Origin of the sequence: Mucilaginibacter robiniae (genome assembly GCF_012849215.1) — a bacterium.
Classification (GTDB): Bacteria; Bacteroidota; Bacteroidia; order Sphingobacteriales; family Sphingobacteriaceae; genus Mucilaginibacter; species Mucilaginibacter robiniae.
Map to the genome: position 1 here is coordinate 3,285,362 of NZ_CP051682.1, position 17,397 is coordinate 3,302,758.

Here is a 17,397-nt window from a genome sequence, read left to right on the forward strand (position 1 = left end):
AGACGCGAAAATTTTATATAATGATGGTGCAAGCATAAATATAATATTAGGATTGAGTAAGATCGTGGTGGTTAAGTTCTGCTTCTTGCTCGTCGTCTTGCTCTTCGGGTTTCTCCTGTTCTGGCTTAATCCATTTGAAGTACAGAATTGGAATGACAAATAGCGTGAAGAACATGGATACGACTAAACCAAAAGCTAGTACACTGCCCAATGGCCCCCACAAAGGCGAACCGCCTACCACCATAGGCGTTACACCCACAGCCGCGGCTGCTGTAGTTAAGAAGATAGGGCGCATCCGGCGCTTGGCCGCATGTATGGCCGACTCGCGAATGTCCAGTCCTTCATCGCGGCCCATCTCATCGGCAAAATCAACCAGGATAATACCGTTACGTACCACAATACCAATTAAACTGATGATGCCCATAAAGGCTGTAAAGCTGAACGCATTGCCAGTAACCAGCAAACCGATAGAGGCACCCAATAAACTAAGCGGAAAGGTGCACAGAATAATAAAGGTTTTCTTCAAACTACGGAATTGAATAAGCATGGTTAAGAAAATGAGAATAATACTGCATAACAGTGCCTTGCCTAAGCCAGGTACATTTTCTTCCGTAGCTTCCTGATCGCCGCCGTATTGGATGCGTACACCGTAGGGGAGCTTTAATTTTTCAATTTGAGGTTTAATTTGTTTCAGCATATCGGCTGCTACTACGCCATTCTGCGCTTCCGACATAACGGTAAGCATACGTAAGCCATTACGGTGCATAATGTTGCCCATGTGCCACTCGGGCGTAAAGTCGGCTACATCTTTCAACTGAATTTTTTGTCCTTGCTGGTTGCTGATGTGTACCGTGCGCAGTCGGTCAAAATTATGGCGGTATTTATCGTCATAACGCAGTATAACCGATAGTGGCGTTTTGCCTTCATATAAAGTAGCCACGGGTACGCCCTGTAAGCCACCACCAATAGTTTGGGTAACCTGACTGTTGGTCAATCCTAACCGACGCAGTTTATCTTCTTGTACGTGGCCGCCTATAGCTACATAATCCTCTTCAAAATCATCACGTACCCAGTTAGTGCCTTTTAAGTGGCTTACCATCGTTTTGATGGTATCACCCACTTTGCGCAGGTCCTCAAAGTTTTCACTAATTACGCGGATCTCCAATGGAGCTTTGGCATTCAGGAATGATAGGCGGTGTACGCGTACAAAACCCTCCGGCAAAAAGTTATGGAATTTGCTGATGTACTCGGTTGATAGTTCGTCGGTAGCATCATTGTCGGTAGTATTAATGAAAATCTGTGCGTAATTTTCACGTGGGTTTTCGGGCGCGTAGGTTACATAGAACCGTGGCGAACTGGTACCAATAAAACTAGCCACACGGGTAATACGCTTGTCGCCTTTAATTGCGTTTTCTACCTTTTTAACAGCGGCTTCGGTTTCTTTGTAAGGTGTGCCGGGGGGGAGCCATATTTCCAAGTTGAACTGATCGCGTTCGGCATTGGATAAAAACTGTTGTTTTACCTTGGTCATCAAAAATACACCTAAGGCTACTGAGAATACCGCTACCCATACAATGGCTGTACTGTGTTCAAAAGCCCACTCTACAGCTTTGTCGTACTTTTCTTGTACCCGGTCTAGGATAGATTTTTTATGTTCCTTTTCTGCTTTTTCATGATCTTCTTTCAACCCTTTCTTGATAGAGAGGAAAGCAATAGCCGGTACAATCAGCATAGAAACAATAAATGAAGTGCTTAATGCTATGCCTACAATAATCGGTAGCGAGCCTGCAAATTCTCTTTGCTGACCCGGTAAAAACATAGCCAGCGGAGCGAAAGCAAAGATGATAGAAATGGTAGCGGTAAGCACCGGAATAAATAATTGGGTAGCACTTTTCCAGGCAGCTTCCCAGGGCTTGGTACCGTGATCCAACCGTTCTACATAGTTATCTACCACCACTATGGCATCGTCTACCACCATCCCCAATACAATAATAAGTCCGGCTAAGGTAACCTGGTGCAATTGCAAACCCACCATGTTGCTGATGGCAAAAGTAACCATGATGGATAGGGGGCAGGATATAGCTGAAATTAAAGCTATACGGAAAGGCAGCAAAATAATTACCACAATAATTACCGAAATAATAGCAATGGCAAACTCTACCAAAAAGTGCTTAATACTTTCCGCCACTACCTCCGGCTGATTAACTATAGTTTGCACTTTAACATCCGGCGGCAACTGCTTTTTGGCAATGTCGAGTTGTTTGTCAATCTCTTTACCAAACTCCGTCATGTTGTTGCCTTTCTGCATTTCTACACTCAGCATCATCACCGGCAAATGGTTCATTTCAATCATTTGCGTAGTATCCTGGTAGCTACGACTAACAGTAGCTACATCGCGCAGGCGCACAATATTGGCTGATGAATCGGTATAAACAATCTGGTCGCCTATATCATTAATGCTTTTAAAAGCATTGTTGCCAAATACGGGTACATTGTTACGATCGAGTTTTACTTCGCCGCCGCCGTTGGTTTGGTTTTGATTTTTCAGCACATCGGCTACGCGGTTAAAGTCAATACCGTACTGGCTGAGTTTGGCATCATCAACCTTTACTACTACCTGCTCGGGTAAACCGCCAACACGGGTAATGCGTGATACCTTTTTGTTAACTTTAACATTATCCTCAATCTTATCCATTAGCTTATCTAACTCAGCGTAGCTGCGTTTAGGCGAAGAGATGGAAACCAGCAAGGCTACTGTTTCGCCAAAGTTGCTGTTTACTAAAGGTCCTTGTACATTTTGCGGTAGGTTTTGCGCCTTAAAGCTATTCAGGCCGTGTTGTATAGTAGCCCAAACCCGGTCGGCATCTTTTACCCACTCGTTCAGTTCCAGGTTGATGTACACAATACCTTCTTTGGTGGTAGAGTAAGTTTTTTCTTTACGTACTTCCTTAAACGAAAACAGGTATTGCTCCATCGGTTTGGTAACCTCATTTTCTACCTGCTGCTCGCTGGCACCAGGATAAGAGGCATAAACCAAAGCTTGACGGATAGTAAATTCAGGGTTTTCACTACGCGACATTGTAAGCAAAGAGAATACGCCTACCAGAACCAGCATAGCCGCTATGGTAAACGATACCGTACGGTAACGCATGGAAAGCTCAATTAGATTGAAGCCTTTTTTTCTTTCAGCCATAAGTAATGATGTTAGCTTTTAAATAGTATGAATTATTTAACCTGAACCGATTGCCCGTCTTTCAGTCGGTACTGGCCTTCAACAATCAGCAGGTCGCCACTGCGCAGACCATCTACTACCGAAATAGCATCGCCCACAGCCTGCCCTACCGTTATGCGCCGGCGAATGGCACGGGTTTGTGCGCCAGAATCAACCAGAAAGACATAAGATAGGCCATCCTGATCGTGCACTACGGCTTTAGGAGGAACGGTGATATATTGCGCCTTATGGTTGGTTTGCAGATTGATTTCAGCAATCATGCCGGGTAAAAGCTGGTGGCTGGTATTGTTCAGCAGTATTTTAGTACGATAGGTGTTACTGTTTCTGGCACCTTGCGGATTAACGCTGGTTACTTTACCTGTAAAAGTTTGATTTAACGTAGGTACGGTAACTTTTGCGTTGTTATTGCGCATTACGTTGCCTATTTCGCTTTCGGGAATAGTCATGGTAGCGTTTACATGATCCATCTGCTCAATAGTAAATGCCTGTGCATTCGGCGAAGCCTGGTTGCCAACTTCGGTCATTTTACCAGTTATAGTGCCCGATATAGGCGCATACAACCTGGTATCACTTACCCGCTTTGCAGCAGTTTGCTTATTAGCCTGCGCCATCAGGTATTGCGATTGGGCAGTTACGTAATCTTTAGGGGTAAGGCTGCCTTTTTCGTACAGTTGCTTGTAGCGCTCGTAGGTATCTTTAGCTTGTAGTAAATTAGCGTTGGCTTGTTCCAGTTGGTACTGGTAATCGCGCGGATCAAGCGTAGCCAGTAATTGGCCCTTTTGAACTGATTGTCCTTCATCGGTTAATACAGAAGCCACCCGGCCCTGCACGGAAAAGGCTACTTGGGCTGTTTTTTCGGACTGAATAGTACCGCTTAAATTTAAAACCTGTTTATCTTCTGTAGTGGTGATTTTAAGAACTTCAACCGGGGCACGTGCCGAAGCTTCGGCATCCGAACGGTCGTCTTCTTTTTTGTGGCTGCAACTGCTGAGGATAATTACCAGATTTAAGTATAATAAGTAATGCTTTTTCATGATTCAATTGGTGCCAGAAGTTAATTATGGGTTAGTGCTTTCAAGAGTAACATTTCAACCAGTTCCTGCACCGGTTCAATATCACAGGTACGCTCACTTAAACAGAAATCGTCAATAACACCCCGGAAAGCGCTGATGAGTACAGAGGCCAGTAGCTCCATTTGCTGGGACTGCAAGGGTTGAAATTCTTTGTTTTCAACACCCTGCTGTATAATGCTGCTAATTAGCTGCGTTTCGCGAGGTTCACATAACCTGCGTACCTTAAATAGAATTTCTGGATGCTCCAGTAAATCTTTGGTTAATATGAGGTACTCGTTAGTTTTAGCATGTATAAACTGGAATTTAGTACGACAGTAAACCAGTAGCTTGTCGGTAGCGGAGGCATGATGAGGAAGCTGAGCTTCCAGCTCGTTGAAATAAGTATCTGTCTCTTTTTGCAGTATCGTATTAAAGAGCTCTTCTTTATTTTTGAAATAAATATATAGTGTACTTCTACCTTTATGTACGGCTTTGGCAATATCATCCATTACTAATTTAGTATAGCCGTATTTCTTAAAGAGCAGCGTGGCTGCTTCAATAATGGCAGTTCTATTTACATCTTCTTTATTATCCAATAACATAATGACAATAATAGTTTTTTTGTCATTGTGTTTTCCGAGTTGGTAAGTTTGTATAAAGGGTCAATCTTTTATGACATTTATATGAAACATAAATCTTTGATAGCCCTTCTAAATCCAGAAATACAAAAGCCATTCAGTACAACCTGAATGGCTTTTATATTTCTGGATCAGCACAGTTGATTTATTATTCTGAAGCAAACGGGTTATGGTAGTCTGGCTTTGCTCTTTCCGGTTCAAAGTGTACACCTGGGGTGAGCCAGAACAGTAATACTACTCTGGAATAGCGATAGGTAAAAGGTGATAACAATAAAGATGGTAGCAGTATAGTTACTAAATATAACCAAGGGTTTTCACTACCGGTTAAAATATAAGTAGCTACGGCACAAGTTACCAGTATGGCCACATTCATGGCATAGCTAATAAACATGGCTACATAAAAATAGCCGGGTTCAATCTCGAACTGAAAACCACAGTGTGAACAATTCTTGTTCATTTCTTGATTGAATAGACCTAGCGAACCAGCAGTAAACATGTTACCGGTACGACATTTAGGGCATTTACAATGTAAAGCTGCTTTAACGGCAGAATGTGTATAAGGGGCTGGATTTGGTGTTGCTTCTTTTGGTTGCATTTTATTAACGTCTAATGTCAGGGTGTTCATATGCTTTGTAATTTGATTTCTTTTCTAAATTGTTCGGGGGTAATGCCTTCTTGCTTTTTGAAGAACTTGGTAAAGTAAGAGTTGTCTTGAAAGTTAAGCTGACCGGAAATTTCACTGATGCTGATGTTTAAGTTAACCAACAGCCGCTTGGCTTCGAGTATCACACGATTTCGAATTACTTCACCTGCCGAAATACATAGCACATCATTACATAAAGCATTCAGGTGGTTTGGCGTAATGTAAAGCAGTTCAGCATACTCTTTAGGTAAGCGCAGCGTGGTGAAATTTTTATCCACCAGCTTTTGAAAGCTTTTAAGCAAGGTGTAGTTGTATGATGATTTTTCGGTGGCCTGCTGACTGGAAAAGCTTAGTCTGCCAAGCTGGATAAACATTTCTAGCATTAACAACCGTACCATATCTTCACCCAAGCGTTTGTTATCTTCAGTTTCTAGCAAAATGCGTTCAAATAGGTGCTGAACCCCTTGCTGTAAATTGGATGGAATGTCAATCACCTCATCCTGAATGGTTCCGTTAAAAAAAGGAAACTGTTCCAGGTAGTCGGCTCGGTGCAAAAAGGATTGAAAGAAAGGAACTGAAAAGTTAATTACGTAACCATCAACCTGTCCTTCAAAGCTCCAGCTATGTACCTGGCCCGGAACCATAAAGTAAATCTGGTAAGGCTTTACCGGAAAGTTCCGGAAATCAATAGCATGATGCCCAGAACCTTCGGTAAACAGAACCAGATGATAAAAGGTATGCTTATGCGGCAGATGTAAGTTTTTGTGTGCTATCAAATAAGGAGCAAACCGGCTTACTAAAATATCTTCCTGTTTAAAATCAGATAATTTACAAATATCATATACCGGGAACTTTTCCTTTATCATGTAACAAAGGTACGCCTGATGGTACCAGATATAATGGCAACATTCAGGGTAGTTATGGTAATTTTTACTGATAAGTAATTATTACCTTAGGTGCGAAAGGCTAAAGGGGTAAAAGCAGTTTGTTTTTTAAAGTAATTAGAAAAATGCGCCAAATCATCAAAGCCTAAGGTATAAGCAATGTCGGCCACGCTCCAGTGCGTTTGTTTAAGCAGCGTTTTGGCTTCCTGTATAATTCTGTTGCTAATGAGTTCTGTTGTGGTACTGCCGGTTATTTCTTTAAGTACTTTGTTGAGGTGATTAACGTGTACAGCTAAACGGTCGGCATAATCTTTAGGCGTACGCAAGCTTAGTCTTTGGTGAGAGGACTCTAACGGAAACTGTCGTTCCAGCAGTTCGATGAATAAGGAAGATATACGTTCAGAAGCATTCTGGGTAGCACTGAGTGCTGATAAGGGTTGCAGTTTTTGCCCATAGTGAATAAGTTCAAGCACCAGGTTACGTAGCAGATCATACTTGTATTTGTAATCAGCGTTCAACTCTTTGTGCATTTTGCGGAAGATGTATTCAATCTCCTGAACTTCAGCTGCCGAAAGCTGGAATATGGGTAGCTGCCCTGGCTGAAAAATAGGCAGTTCATCCAGCACTACGCCGGTTTTAGCAGGCGAGAGAAAATCTGGTGTGAAAATGCAAAACATGCCGGTTTGATTACTATCCTCAGGTAACCAGTGGTACGGAATTTTGGGTGTTGCAAACAACAAAGCATTTTCCTGAATATCGATCACCTTATCAGCATACTCTGCTCTGCTATTACCTCTTAGCCAGCCTATTTTATAATAAGTCCGCCTGCTGTACGGCATGATGCGGTTGCCGGTTTCCTTATCAAAAAGCTTTTCGCTTTCAAAAACATTGAAATGGCCAATTTCGCGCGCTATACCTTCTGGCAATGAAGCTCCGTTACGTTGGTAAAAATCATCTAATGAAGAATTAGGAATCATGTTGTTTTGCAAAGTTCAAATATAGCATTCCACTAGTCAGTACTGCCTAGTGCTTTAAGTATGATCCACCGTAAAATAGTGCAGTGCTACTTTACAGTGGATTATGCCAAGTTACTTACACGAACATACCGCCTGAAACTTCAATACGCTGACCATTAACCCAGCGAGCATCTTCGGTACATAAAAAGGCTACTACACCGCCTACATCTTCGGCTACACCTGGTCGGCCCAGTGGTGTGCTGCTACTTACAAATTGCTGTAGTTGTTCACTGCCTCGTAGGTGTCCGCCGCCAAAATCAGTCATCATGGCGCCTGGTGCAACCGTATTGGCTTTAATTTTACGGCTACCCAGTTCTTTAGCCAAGTAACGTGTAAATACCTCAACTGCACCTTTCACACTGGCATAAACCGACGAACCCGGTACGGCAATACGAGGTAAGGCACTGGAAATGTTGATAATGCCACCACCATCATATAAAACAGGTAATAGCTTTTGCGTTAAGAAATAAACGCCTTTAAAATGAACATTTATTAATCCGTCAAACATTCCTTCTGTTACATCAGCTATCGGAGAATAGCCGGCAAAGCCCGCATTGTTAACCAGAAAATCAAACTGATTGATGTTAAATTGAGTAGCTAATGTATCCTTCAGGCGATCAACAAACGTGTCGAAGCTTTGAACTTCGGCTGTATTCAATTGAATGGCCGCAGCTTTTTGACCGGTACTTTCAATTTGTTTTACTACTTCTTCAGCTTCCTGTGCTTTGCTATTATAAGTAAGTACTACATCAATTCCTTTTTCGGCAATACGTAGTGCCATATCTTTACCTAAACCCCGGCTGCCACCGGTAACTAGTGCTATTTTACTTTTGTGTTCCATCTTGCATTAAATTTAGTTAAGCAAAGATGCCGAGAATAGGAGAGTGGGCGTTTGGAACAATCAATCAGCTATTTGCAAAATTCAAATAATTTAATGCCTTTGTATTTTTCTCAGTTTTAGTTATTGTTGAAGTGATATTGCATTAAGTGTAACATTTGCGAAATGGCCGTATCTAACCCGGCACAAAGAAAGCTCATACCCGCCGCCTTAGGTGACATGATAAGTTTTGACGAAATATATAACCGTTATGCTCCGCAAATATTTAGGGTGTGCATGGGCTATACCAATGATGCTGAACAAGCTAAAGATTTGGTGCAGGAAACGTTTATATCGGTCTGGAAAAATCTTTCTAACTTCCGTAACCAATCGCAAATTAGTACCTGGATATTCCGGATAGCTACCAACAACTGTCTGCGTGCTATGGAGGTTGCCAAGCGTATGCCATCGGCAGAATTACCTTTTAATTTAGCCGAGGTTCGGGAAGAATCACCAGAAGAAAAGTTAAATTTCTTGTATCAATGCATTGCCGAACTGGAGGAAACCGAGCGTATTATTATTTCGCTGGTACTAGAAGATTTGCCGCAGGCTGAAATTGCCACTATTGTAGGGCTAAGTAATGTAAATGTGAGAGTGAAAGTTCATCGGATAAAAGAAAAGTTGGCTCAAAAATTTAAAGCGCATGGACAATTTAGATGATCTGAAAGCCATATGGCATACTGCAAAAACGGACAATCTTCCCAGTTCGAAAGAAATGGTGCAATTGATTCGTAAGTTTCGTAACGAAAAGCTGCGAAATAAATGGCTGATGATTTTATTAACCACTCTGATTGCTTTGTTGATTGGGGGAGTACTTTGCATTTCACATTTTAAACTTTTCACCACTTACTTGGGTGGAGCAATGATTATGGCAGGTTGTGGTATGCTGGCCGTAGATAATGTCAAATCGCTCAAACGCTTCTATCAGTTGGATGATTACAGCAATGTGGATTTCCTGGCGTTTATTGAGCAAACTCGGTTGAATCAAATTCGCTACTATAAAAAAACGATGGCCATTTTTGCTTCGCTTTGCACGGTAGGTTGGGCATTGTATATGTATGAACCTATTTACAAGCTCCCTGTGTGGTTTTACAGCATTTATTCTATTATCCTGACTTACCTTGCTATTATGTGGTTTGTGGTAAGTCCGCGTACTTTCAAGAAAGATCAAGAAAAGCTGGAAGCTACCCGGCAACGGATAGAAAAGTTATTAAATCAACTCAAATAAATATGAAACGTCGTTCTATCCCAAACTCCGCTTTAGCCTGCCTGATTATAGGTTTGCTGTTAACAACCTTTAACCCAATCATTAACCGCTATTATCCGGCCCCTGATATGGTTAAAGGATTTATGACCGGCTTAGGTTTATCGCTTGAAGTTATTGCGCTTGCTAAAATACAGCAGAGCAAGAAACAGCAGCAAGGCTGCTAAACTAGGCAGTATAATAATACAGGCGTTTTATGAAGTATATTGTGTATTTGTGTTTACACTTAAGCTGCTATTCTCTTCTTGAGTTTTTATAAAATAGGTTTTTTAAAAAAAAGGCTAAAATGTGGTAAAACGTTTTTACATTTAAAAAATACATTTACCAAATTTATCACTGTTATGAAAAAGACCTTTTTACTCCTGTTAACCAGTTTCTTGTACTTGCCAGTAGCATTTGCTCAACAACCGTCGCCTTTGTTTATGAGTTTGGGTAAACCTTTAAGAACGCAAAAAGGCGTTAATATGTCAGGGTCTGCCTATTTGAATAACGATTTTCAAACGGCTACAGTAACTACAACCAGTGGTAAACAGCTTAAAAACTTACAAGTGCGCTATGATATGCTCAACCAGCGCGTTGAATGTAATATGGATAATAACTTATATGATATTACAGATTCCGTAAGTAAATTTGATATACTTAGCGGAATGGAAAATCACACAGGTAAGTTTATTAAGGTAAAAAATCAGGATTTAAAAACACCGGGATTTTTAGAACTTGTTTATGCGGATAAGGTTAGTTTGTATAAATTAAACAGTGTGAAAATTGCATCGCAAGAAGACTTTTACACTAAAAAGGTAACGAAAAGTTATGTGCCTAGTAGTACCTATTTTGTAACCGTTGATGACACCTTCAAAAAAGTAGGTTCTACCAAAAAAGATTTCCAAACTGCATTTAAGGGTAATGATCGCGTTAAAAGTGTTCTGAATGCTGATGATTTAGATTTAAAAACAGATGTTTCAGGAGTAGCATTAGGGGAAGCCATAAACGGCAATTAAACTAATAACCGAAAATATCCAAGATTTGTTACCTAGCTAGCAATAGTGGTTAATTTGCTTAAAACGACTAATGTTTCAACGAGATATTTAAACTGTTCAAGTTTTAGTGGGATTATCGAAGAGGCCGTCTCATAAGTTAAATATGAGGCGGTTTTTTATTTAGTTATGATTTTTGGTTGGAAGGTTGAGTGAAAGATGTCAGCAGCCGTTTAAGAACCGGGGGATTGATTCTAACAGGTTCTAAAAGTCTATAAAAAGCTTGTTTTCAGGTTTTCCATTTTCTTAGGTTATGTGCGATGGATAATAAGCCGATTTCGACCTCGGCCTTGGACATCCCTTTCAGCAGGAATCGTCTGAAGCCATGGTTATGCTTTAATTGGGCGAATACCGGTTCCACATCGGCCGGCCTTCGTTTCCTGAGGTTGATACCCTGTTCTGTATTCAACCGTTCTTTGGCTGCCTGTTTATGTTGTCTTAGGCTGTGGTTGATCTCAACGACCCGGTTACCCTGTGTAGTATGGCAAACACCACGCATCGGGCAACCTTCACAGTTCTGGGCACGGTAACGGCTGATCAGTTGTACAAAACCAGATGAAGTGACTCGCTGACCGTTACCGATATGCGCCATCCATTGACCTATCGGACAAACAAGGTAATTCTCCGCTTCGTTATAATGCAGGCTGTCGTTACTGAACGCTTTGATACCGTCCTTTTGTTCCTTATCGAACGTATTGTATTTGATGTAAGCCTCAATGCCTTTTCGCGCTAACACACCGTAGTTCTCATCCGATCCGTAGCCGGTGTCGGCAACAATGGCTTTGGGCAGGTCTTTATATAAGGCTTGGTATTGTTCAATATGGGAAGACAAGGTTTGGTAATCGGTTGAGGTTTGATGCAGGGTATAATTAAGGATGAATTGCTCCTGGGTGGATATCTGCAGGTTATAGGCCGGCTTAAGTTGTCCGTTCAGCATATGGTCTTCCTTCATCCGCATGAAGGTGGCATCCGGGTCGGTCTTTGACATGCTGTTACGGCCGGCTAATAACTTTTCCTGCTCGTCATACCGTGCCAGGCTCTCCGGCCAGTGCTTCTTTGCGTAGTTCAGCTTTTGCTTTACTTTTTTGTCTACGTCTTCTTTATCATCTAAGGCTGCATTGATCTTTGAGATGGTTTCCTTTACTTTCTCCGGGTTGATCTCACTATATTCCAAGGGCGCTGTATCTTTTAGTTCTTCGGCGGCAATGCTTTGCGCATAACCCCACAGTTCATCAAGCTGGGCTTTCATCTTATCTTTATTCGCCTTGATGTTTTTGCCCCATACGAAGGTGTACTTGTTCGCCGCTGATTCGATCTTGGTACCATCAGTAAAAACGGCTTCTTTCAAGGATACGATACCTTCCTGCTCGAGCAGCAACACGATTTGTGAGAAGATCTGCTTTAAGACGCCTGACAACTTCTCGCTGCGAAAACGGTTGATGGTGTTGTGGTCGGGCTTTTTCATCCCTAAAAGCCACATGAAGTGTACGTTCTGTGCCGCCTGTTCTTCCAGTTTGCGTGAGGAATAAGTATTGGTCAGATAGCCGTAAACCAGCAGCTTCAGCATCAGCCGGGGATGGAAACTTGACGCCCCGCCGCCTTTGTACTTCCGGTTGATCGGTTTGACATCTACCGTGTCCACGACCTGTTTAACGATACGGACCGGATGACCTGTCGGTACCAGTTCCTCCAGTTTGTACGGTAAAAACGTTAACTGGTCTGGATCATATTCCTTAAAGACTATCTTGCCTCCCATGCCTTTAAGATACCAAAAATATCCTAAAACAACAAGAGACTGTCCCTTATGAGACAGCCTCTTTTTTATTGATTTCAACTATTTCTTTATTCTTCTAATTCATACATTATTATAATATAAGCAGTCTTTGTAGTTCTAGCTCTGTTGCCTTACCGAATAACATTCTTCTACAATAGGAGAATTAGTGGCAGCACTTGTTCTATTATTGTGCGCCATATTTAAGTTCTAATTCTTTTAAACGTCCTTTTTTAATGGCCCTTGTGGCAAGATAGTTAAAAAGTGGTGTTGCAATTTTTTGTAGCCCAACCATTTTAGAGTTGTTTAAATAAACGAACAAAGCAAGGTCAGCTAACTTTTTGGGTGTTCCTGCTGCACTAGCCAAGCCATCTTTTGCCAGTCCTTTGGATATGAGCAGCGCATTTTCAAAATTTTTATTACTTGGACTTACAGTCACTTGGATTAAACATTCTTCATCTGAAATGTTATGAAAGTAATGTTTCTCGTTCGGCTTGATGGTTACCTTATCGCCTTTTTTCAACCAGCGAACTTGGTTGTTCAGTCCAACTTCTAACGTGCCTTTTAGCAATTTAAAAGTCTCTGAAAAAAGAGTATGGTAATGCCATGGTGTCTTTTCGTCTGGGATAATACTAAACTCCATAACACTTTCTTTGTGTGTATCTGCTGAACTAATCAGTTTGATGTATCCTTGCGTTTTCATAAAGCCTTGCTGATGGTTTTAGGCATTAATAAAATAGTTCCTACGGCAGCGCAAACAATAATTGCAGAGATATGAGGGATAGCTTGTACGATGCCATTGTAATCTTTGCTTAAAACAATCAACATATCGGTGACTGGAATAATGGTTCCTACAGCCAGCGTTATACCCAATGCTTTGGTTTGCTTGGTGAGTACGAAGATGCAAATCAGTAAACCCGAAAACACGTCACGAATACCTTTAATGTAATGAAAAGAGTAGTCGCCTTGGTTGTTAAAGTGTATGCCGTAACCAGCTTCTGCTGTTTCGGGTGCCAGCAGAAATCTGGTCCCGATGAAGATCATTCCCAACCCAGTCAGGAACGCGATTGCAATACAGATTTTTTGTGTCATGATTTTTTGTTTTAAATGATGACTCAAAATTCCATATCCCGTATTCAGGATTCATGCACCTGGGTTAACAAATCATTTTTAAGCGAAAATTCTTTTGCGGATACGGCTAAGTGATTGCGGCTTTACGCCCACGTACGATGCAATATGATATTGGGATACTCTTTGCAGCAAGTTGGGATGTTCCTTCAACAACCTTTTATAACGATTTTCAGGGGAGTCTGTGTATAACGAACCGAGAGCTTGTAACAGCCCTACAAATACCTGTTCAATAACTAGCCTGCCAAACCGCTCCGCTCCGTCAACCGATTGGTAAAATAGCTGTAAGTCGGTATAGGAGATCTGCAGCATTTCACAATCCTCTAAAGCCTGTATAATTTTTGTCGAGGGTGTTTGTGGCAGAAAGCTTTCGTAGTTGCATACAAAATTGTTCTCCTGCCCAAACTCGTAGGTCTTTTCCTCGCCATCGTGATTGATATAATAGCGTATCAGTCCCTTTACTATAAAACCTGCATGCTTACAAACTTGTCCGTCTGCCAGAAAGAAGTCACCCTTCTTGTAAGTTTTTTCTTTGAATAAAGAGGTTACAATATCTTTCTCTTTTGTACTTAGCGGTATAATATGTTGTATGCTATGCAATAAGGTGTCTATCATGGTAGAGTATCGTTCTAAAGTTGCCGTTAATGGATAAGGATTGGCCAAGAACTAAGCATTGAAATTCATCAGATCAAAGCCAAAACTAAAGATAAAAAGATTTATAAAAGTTCAGTAAGTACTGTCAGCTAGTAATAACCAATCACCCAATTTGGGGGATTTTTGAGCCAATTATTGACGTGTTCGGCTGAATGCTGTACTTTTATCTGGAGCAGCTAAATGCCTGCCACTCTTACACTATGCACTTTGATAAGGTTGTTGACTATTTTTTACCTGCTGGTATTCGTCACAACAACATACATCCGCAGTATAATGAATTGCGAATCGTGGTAAGCTCAGTAATTGTTGGTGCGCCACTAATGCTGTTATTTCCGATCCTTATCTTTTTCTTACACAAACCGGTTGCAGGATATCTTATCAATGAAGGTATGCTGATTATTACTTTGTTTTCCGTTAAGCTGTGGGGGCATTACCGTATTCCGATGTCCATAACTGCATTTGTAACTTATTTCATTATTTACGATTGGATTAAAGATTCGGGCCTTATCTACTCCGTTAACAGTAGTATTTTGCATATGTATTTGTTGGCGGCCATTTGGTCTGATAAAAAATATGGTTGGTGGTCTATCTTTACCAACCTCTTCATGTTTGCTTTTATATATTATCAAACTTTACATACCAATTTTGAATTCACTGTTCACCCTGCATTAGGCGGTCCATTATATCCTCTCATTGTTAATTGTTTAATTACTGTTTTCTTTGGCGGTTTTCTGGCCTATTTGCAATTGGATCAGGAGCGTGACCGTGTTAAGATCAAAACTTTGCAGGACCAGAAAATTACATTGCTGGATGAAGCCGTAAAAAAGCGTACCGAACAACTCAATACCATGCGAGAGAGCATGGCTACTGATTTTCATGATGAAACGGGTAATATGCTATCAGCCATTACACGGCAGGCCTCATTGCTGAAGCTAAAGCTTAGTTCCGAAAATAAGGTTCTGCCCATAGTAGATAGTATTATCAAGAACAGTAACCGTTTATATGCCAGTAGTAAAGATTTCTTGTGGCACCTGAATCATAACAGCGATGACCCGCAGGAGCTGTTTGATTACCTGACCGCTTATGGCCAATTGTACTATAATCAGTTTGATGTTGCTTTTTCTTCAAAAGGTGATGAATCCCGCTTAAAGCAGTTTGCACCATCAGCCGCCTTAAACGTCATCTTTATTTTTAAAGAAGCCATGACTAACGTCATCAAGCATTCAGGTGCTAGTGAAGTAAAATTATTCATGACTTGCCAAATTCAGCACATCACCTATATTCTCGAAGATAACGGATCCTGGAAAGATGCAGATAACGAAAGAGAGCATTACGGACTGACTAATATGGAGCGGCGCTGTAAAAAGAATGCTTTTGGATTTACCCTATCTAAACAACCAACCCGTACCAGAATCGAGATCAATGTTCCTGTTTATAGCCTCAACAATTTATAGATGAAGAAGCGAATTATTATAATTGAAGACAACGATAAAATCAGGGAAGGGTTTGTCGCAGTAATTAATAGCACAGCGGCCTACGAGGTTTCGGGCCAATACAGTACTTGCGAATATGCTTTGAAGAGGCTGAATATTGATGTGCCTGATCTGGTACTGATGGACATTGATCTGCCTGGTATGAACGGCATTGAAGGCACTATTCAGATAAAGAAGTATTATCCGGCTTGTATCGTATTAATTATTACAGTGCTGGAAGATAGTGACAAGGTATTCCGGTCATTATGTGCAGGTGCGGGTGGCTATATTGTTAAAAATTCAGACATAGATAGTATTGTCAGGAATATAGACGAGGCTTTTTCAGGAGGTGCGCCCATGAGTTTGAATATTGCTAAAATGGTGGTACAATCTTTCAACCGGCCGCAAGATTCGCCACTGTCTGAGCGTGAAAAAGATGTTTTGCGGGGGATTGCCGAAGGTAAGAGCTACTCCAAGATTGCCCTCGATCTGTTTATCAGTAAAGAAACTGTTCGGAGCCATATCAAACACATATACCAAAAATTAGCAGTCAACAGTAAAGCTGAAGCTTTAAAAATTGCTGGCAGCAACAAATGGATCAGTTAGTTTCTTGGTCAGGAAGTATTATCGATTGTTTAATCACTGATATCAAGCTTGTCTATAACTTACGGATTTAATCTGTATGTCTTTCTTTTAAGTGATTAGGCACATTGTTTAAAAATAGTTACTTATCGGATGTTTTGGATTAGGGAGCATTTTTATACAAACGCATCTGTTAAATTAACATTAATAATAACATGAAAAAGTTATCGTCTGATATCCTATATTATAAATCCTTAATAGGTCTAATTGTTGGCCCGATACTTATAGCTGTATTTATTGGATTTTTTTTGAAAAATAATTTTCCAGATAGGGTTGTAAATATATCTTATGTGATATTAGTTGTTTTTACATTAATTCAGTGGGTTCGATGTTCTCGTTGCAGGAAAGTGTATTATGATGGAAATAGCCTACTATTAAAAAGTTATTTTGGGGATAGATCCCAATCTGTCTCGGTTTTTGAGATTTTAAAGGTGAAATTTATTTATGATTTTTCAGTTAAGGAAGAAAGAAGGCTAATTGAAGTGTCCTTTGAGTCTAAAGGTAAATTATTTTCTATATATTTTTTTAGAAATTCTGATACAAGAACCTTAGATGAACTATTATGTCAAATTAAGATATCAAAGAGTTATTAAGATATTCTACTGGCCGGATGCTAAGGTCCAACAAGCAGAGTTGTCCGAGCAGATGGCGTTGCAGTACACTATTGAGCAGAGCAACCGAGAGAGTGGGCCTGATGCTACTATTATCGATCCTCAAGATGGAAAGCCTAAGCCGACCAAAAGAAGTAAGAATGCCAATCAGGGGGGCCTGATCCGACATCCGTCAATCCTTTATCGCTGGGTCATAATATTTTTTATTCTAAATACATAGGGCCTTGGAATCCTGTTTCGTATAATGGAGATTGGAATTATCAAGCTGCTCCTATTAACCGAGCTGATTTAGGGGTGCTTAGACATGATAAAGGATATGATAAATTGGGAATAACTGGCGCAAGTGGTGTGTTTTTTAATATAAGTGCCCTTCCTCATGACGAACAGTTGGTAAAATATGAATATGGCCTATTCTCTAACCCAAACAATGGGGCTACCTTTACAGAGCGAATGGAGGGTTTAGCTGTAGGAGAAGGTAA

The 17,397-nt window shown here is 40.8% G+C and carries 17 protein-coding genes; 6 read left to right on the forward strand and 11 right to left on the reverse strand.

Annotated features, from left to right (window positions below; genetic code table 11):
* Window positions 1-46: 46 nt before the first annotated feature.
* From HH214_RS14545 to HH214_RS14575, 7 genes are all read right to left on the reverse strand, one after another.
* Window positions 47-3,193, reverse strand: coding sequence for an efflux RND transporter permease subunit (locus HH214_RS14545; protein WP_169608809.1), 3,147 nt, complete (start codon window positions 3,191-3,193; stop codon window positions 47-49).
* Window positions 3,194-3,225: 32 nt separating this feature from the next.
* The gene (locus tag HH214_RS14550; RefSeq protein WP_169608811.1) at window positions 3,226-4,266 is read right to left on the reverse strand and encodes an efflux RND transporter periplasmic adaptor subunit; all 1,041 of its coding nucleotides are present in this window, start codon (window positions 4,264-4,266) and stop codon (window positions 3,226-3,228) included.
* A 20-nt stretch (window positions 4,267-4,286) separates the two neighbouring features.
* Entirely contained in the window at window positions 4,287-4,886 is a 600-nt protein-coding gene (locus HH214_RS14555; protein WP_169608813.1) for a TetR/AcrR family transcriptional regulator, read from the reverse strand.
* A 184-nt stretch (window positions 4,887-5,070) separates the two neighbouring features.
* Window positions 5,071-5,547, reverse strand: a complete 477-nt coding sequence (locus HH214_RS14560; RefSeq protein ID WP_315853171.1) for a DUF983 domain-containing protein — start codon at window positions 5,545-5,547, stop codon at window positions 5,071-5,073.
* Window positions 5,544-6,431, reverse strand: coding sequence for a helix-turn-helix domain-containing protein (locus HH214_RS14565; protein WP_248282101.1), 888 nt, complete (start codon window positions 6,429-6,431; stop codon window positions 5,544-5,546). The genes HH214_RS14560 and HH214_RS14565 overlap by 4 nt, the downstream gene beginning before the upstream one ends.
* Window positions 6,432-6,517: 86 nt before the next feature.
* Window positions 6,518-7,426 carry a helix-turn-helix domain-containing protein gene (locus tag HH214_RS14570; RefSeq protein ID WP_169608815.1) on the reverse strand — a complete coding sequence of 303 codons (909 nt, stop codon included), beginning with the start codon at window positions 7,424-7,426 and terminating at the stop codon, window positions 6,518-6,520.
* 115 nt (window positions 7,427-7,541) lie between these two features.
* On the reverse strand, window positions 7,542-8,306 hold the full coding sequence (locus HH214_RS14575; RefSeq protein WP_169608817.1) for an SDR family NAD(P)-dependent oxidoreductase: 765 nt from the start codon (window positions 8,304-8,306) through the stop codon (window positions 7,542-7,544).
* A gap of 162 nt (window positions 8,307-8,468) precedes the next feature.
* Between HH214_RS14575 and HH214_RS14580 the strand changes: the two genes are divergently transcribed.
* The 4 genes from HH214_RS14580 to HH214_RS14595 all read left to right on the forward strand — a co-directional run bounded on the left by HH214_RS14580 (window position 8,469) and on the right by HH214_RS14595 (window position 10,604).
* Complete coding sequence (locus tag HH214_RS14580; protein WP_248282102.1) at window positions 8,469-9,002, forward strand: RNA polymerase sigma factor; 534 nt, start codon at window positions 8,469-8,471, stop codon at window positions 9,000-9,002.
* On the forward strand, window positions 8,986-9,570 hold the full coding sequence (locus HH214_RS14585; RefSeq protein ID WP_169608819.1) for a hypothetical protein: 585 nt from the start codon (window positions 8,986-8,988) through the stop codon (window positions 9,568-9,570). The genes HH214_RS14580 and HH214_RS14585 overlap by 17 nt, the downstream gene beginning before the upstream one ends.
* 2 nt (window positions 9,571-9,572) lie before the next feature.
* Window positions 9,573-9,773, forward strand: coding sequence for a hypothetical protein (locus HH214_RS14590; RefSeq protein WP_169608821.1), 201 nt, complete (start codon window positions 9,573-9,575; stop codon window positions 9,771-9,773).
* A 78-nt stretch (window positions 9,774-9,851) separates the two neighbouring features.
* Window positions 9,852-10,604, forward strand: coding sequence for a hypothetical protein (locus HH214_RS14595; protein ID WP_169608823.1), 753 nt, complete (start codon window positions 9,852-9,854; stop codon window positions 10,602-10,604).
* Window positions 10,605-10,869: 265 nt separating this feature from the next.
* Here the strand turns inward: HH214_RS14595 and HH214_RS14600 are convergent, their stop codons facing one another.
* From HH214_RS14600 to HH214_RS14615, 4 genes are all read right to left on the reverse strand, one after another.
* Entirely contained in the window at window positions 10,870-12,396 is a 1,527-nt protein-coding gene (locus tag HH214_RS14600; RefSeq protein WP_169605910.1) for an IS1182 family transposase, read from the reverse strand.
* 202 nt (window positions 12,397-12,598) lie between these two features.
* The gene (locus HH214_RS14605) at window positions 12,599-13,114 is read right to left on the reverse strand and encodes a cupin domain-containing protein (protein WP_169608824.1); all 516 of its coding nucleotides are present in this window, start codon (window positions 13,112-13,114) and stop codon (window positions 12,599-12,601) included.
* Window positions 13,111-13,503: a DUF4267 domain-containing protein gene (locus HH214_RS14610; protein WP_169608826.1), complete on the reverse strand. Its 393-nt coding sequence runs from the start codon at window positions 13,501-13,503 to the stop codon at window positions 13,111-13,113. Before HH214_RS14610 ends, HH214_RS14605 begins: the two co-directional genes overlap by 4 nt.
* 78 nt (window positions 13,504-13,581) lie before the next feature.
* On the reverse strand, window positions 13,582-14,154 hold the full coding sequence (locus HH214_RS14615) for a Crp/Fnr family transcriptional regulator (RefSeq protein WP_169608828.1): 573 nt from the start codon (window positions 14,152-14,154) through the stop codon (window positions 13,582-13,584).
* Between the two features lie 191 nt (window positions 14,155-14,345).
* Here HH214_RS14615 and HH214_RS14620 point away from each other — a divergent pair, with 191 nt between their 5' ends.
* Together HH214_RS14620 and HH214_RS14625 are read left to right on the forward strand one after the other, a co-directional pair.
* On the forward strand, window positions 14,346-15,647 hold the full coding sequence (locus HH214_RS14620) for a sensor histidine kinase (protein WP_169608830.1): 1,302 nt from the start codon (window positions 14,346-14,348) through the stop codon (window positions 15,645-15,647).
* Window positions 15,648-16,271, forward strand: a complete 624-nt coding sequence (locus tag HH214_RS14625) for a response regulator transcription factor (RefSeq protein WP_169608832.1) — start codon at window positions 15,648-15,650, stop codon at window positions 16,269-16,271.
* Window positions 16,272-17,397 lie beyond the last annotated feature (1,126 nt).

What these genes read in the sequence shown, in the direction of transcription:
- HH214_RS14550 (WP_169608811.1), bottom strand. Translation starts at nt 4,266, where the DNA reads ATGAAAAAGCATTACTTATTATACTTAAATCTGGTAATTATCCTCAGC.
- HH214_RS14620 (WP_169608830.1), top strand. Translation starts at nt 14,346, where the DNA reads ATGCTGTACTTTTATCTGGAGCAGCTAAATGCCTGCCACTCTTACACT.
- HH214_RS14615 (WP_169608828.1), bottom strand. Translation starts at nt 14,154, where the DNA reads ATGATAGACACCTTATTGCATAGCATACAACATATTATACCGCTAAGT.
- HH214_RS14580 (WP_248282102.1), top strand. Translation starts at nt 8,469, where the DNA reads ATGGCCGTATCTAACCCGGCACAAAGAAAGCTCATACCCGCCGCCTTA.
- HH214_RS14605 (WP_169608824.1), bottom strand. Translation starts at nt 13,114, where the DNA reads ATGAAAACGCAAGGATACATCAAACTGATTAGTTCAGCAGATACACAC.
- HH214_RS14555 (WP_169608813.1), bottom strand. Translation starts at nt 4,886, where the DNA reads ATGTTATTGGATAATAAAGAAGATGTAAATAGAACTGCCATTATTGAA.
- HH214_RS14600 (WP_169605910.1), bottom strand. Translation starts at nt 12,396, where the DNA reads ATGGGAGGCAAGATAGTCTTTAAGGAATATGATCCAGACCAGTTAACG.
- HH214_RS14565 (WP_248282101.1), bottom strand. Translation starts at nt 6,431, where the DNA reads ATGATAAAGGAAAAGTTCCCGGTATATGATATTTGTAAATTATCTGAT.
- HH214_RS14610 (WP_169608826.1), bottom strand. Translation starts at nt 13,503, where the DNA reads ATGACACAAAAAATCTGTATTGCAATCGCGTTCCTGACTGGGTTGGGA.
- HH214_RS14575 (WP_169608817.1), bottom strand. Translation starts at nt 8,306, where the DNA reads ATGGAACACAAAAGTAAAATAGCACTAGTTACCGGTGGCAGCCGGGGT.
- HH214_RS14545 (WP_169608809.1), bottom strand. Translation starts at nt 3,193, where the DNA reads ATGGCTGAAAGAAAAAAAGGCTTCAATCTAATTGAGCTTTCCATGCGT.
- HH214_RS14570 (WP_169608815.1), bottom strand. Translation starts at nt 7,426, where the DNA reads ATGATTCCTAATTCTTCATTAGATGATTTTTACCAACGTAACGGAGCT.
- HH214_RS14590 (WP_169608821.1), top strand. Translation starts at nt 9,573, where the DNA reads ATGAAACGTCGTTCTATCCCAAACTCCGCTTTAGCCTGCCTGATTATA.
- HH214_RS14560 (WP_315853171.1), bottom strand. Translation starts at nt 5,547, where the DNA reads ATGAACACCCTGACATTAGACGTTAATAAAATGCAACCAAAAGAAGCA.
- HH214_RS14625 (WP_169608832.1), top strand. Translation starts at nt 15,648, where the DNA reads ATGAAGAAGCGAATTATTATAATTGAAGACAACGATAAAATCAGGGAA.
- HH214_RS14585 (WP_169608819.1), top strand. Translation starts at nt 8,986, where the DNA reads ATGGACAATTTAGATGATCTGAAAGCCATATGGCATACTGCAAAAACG.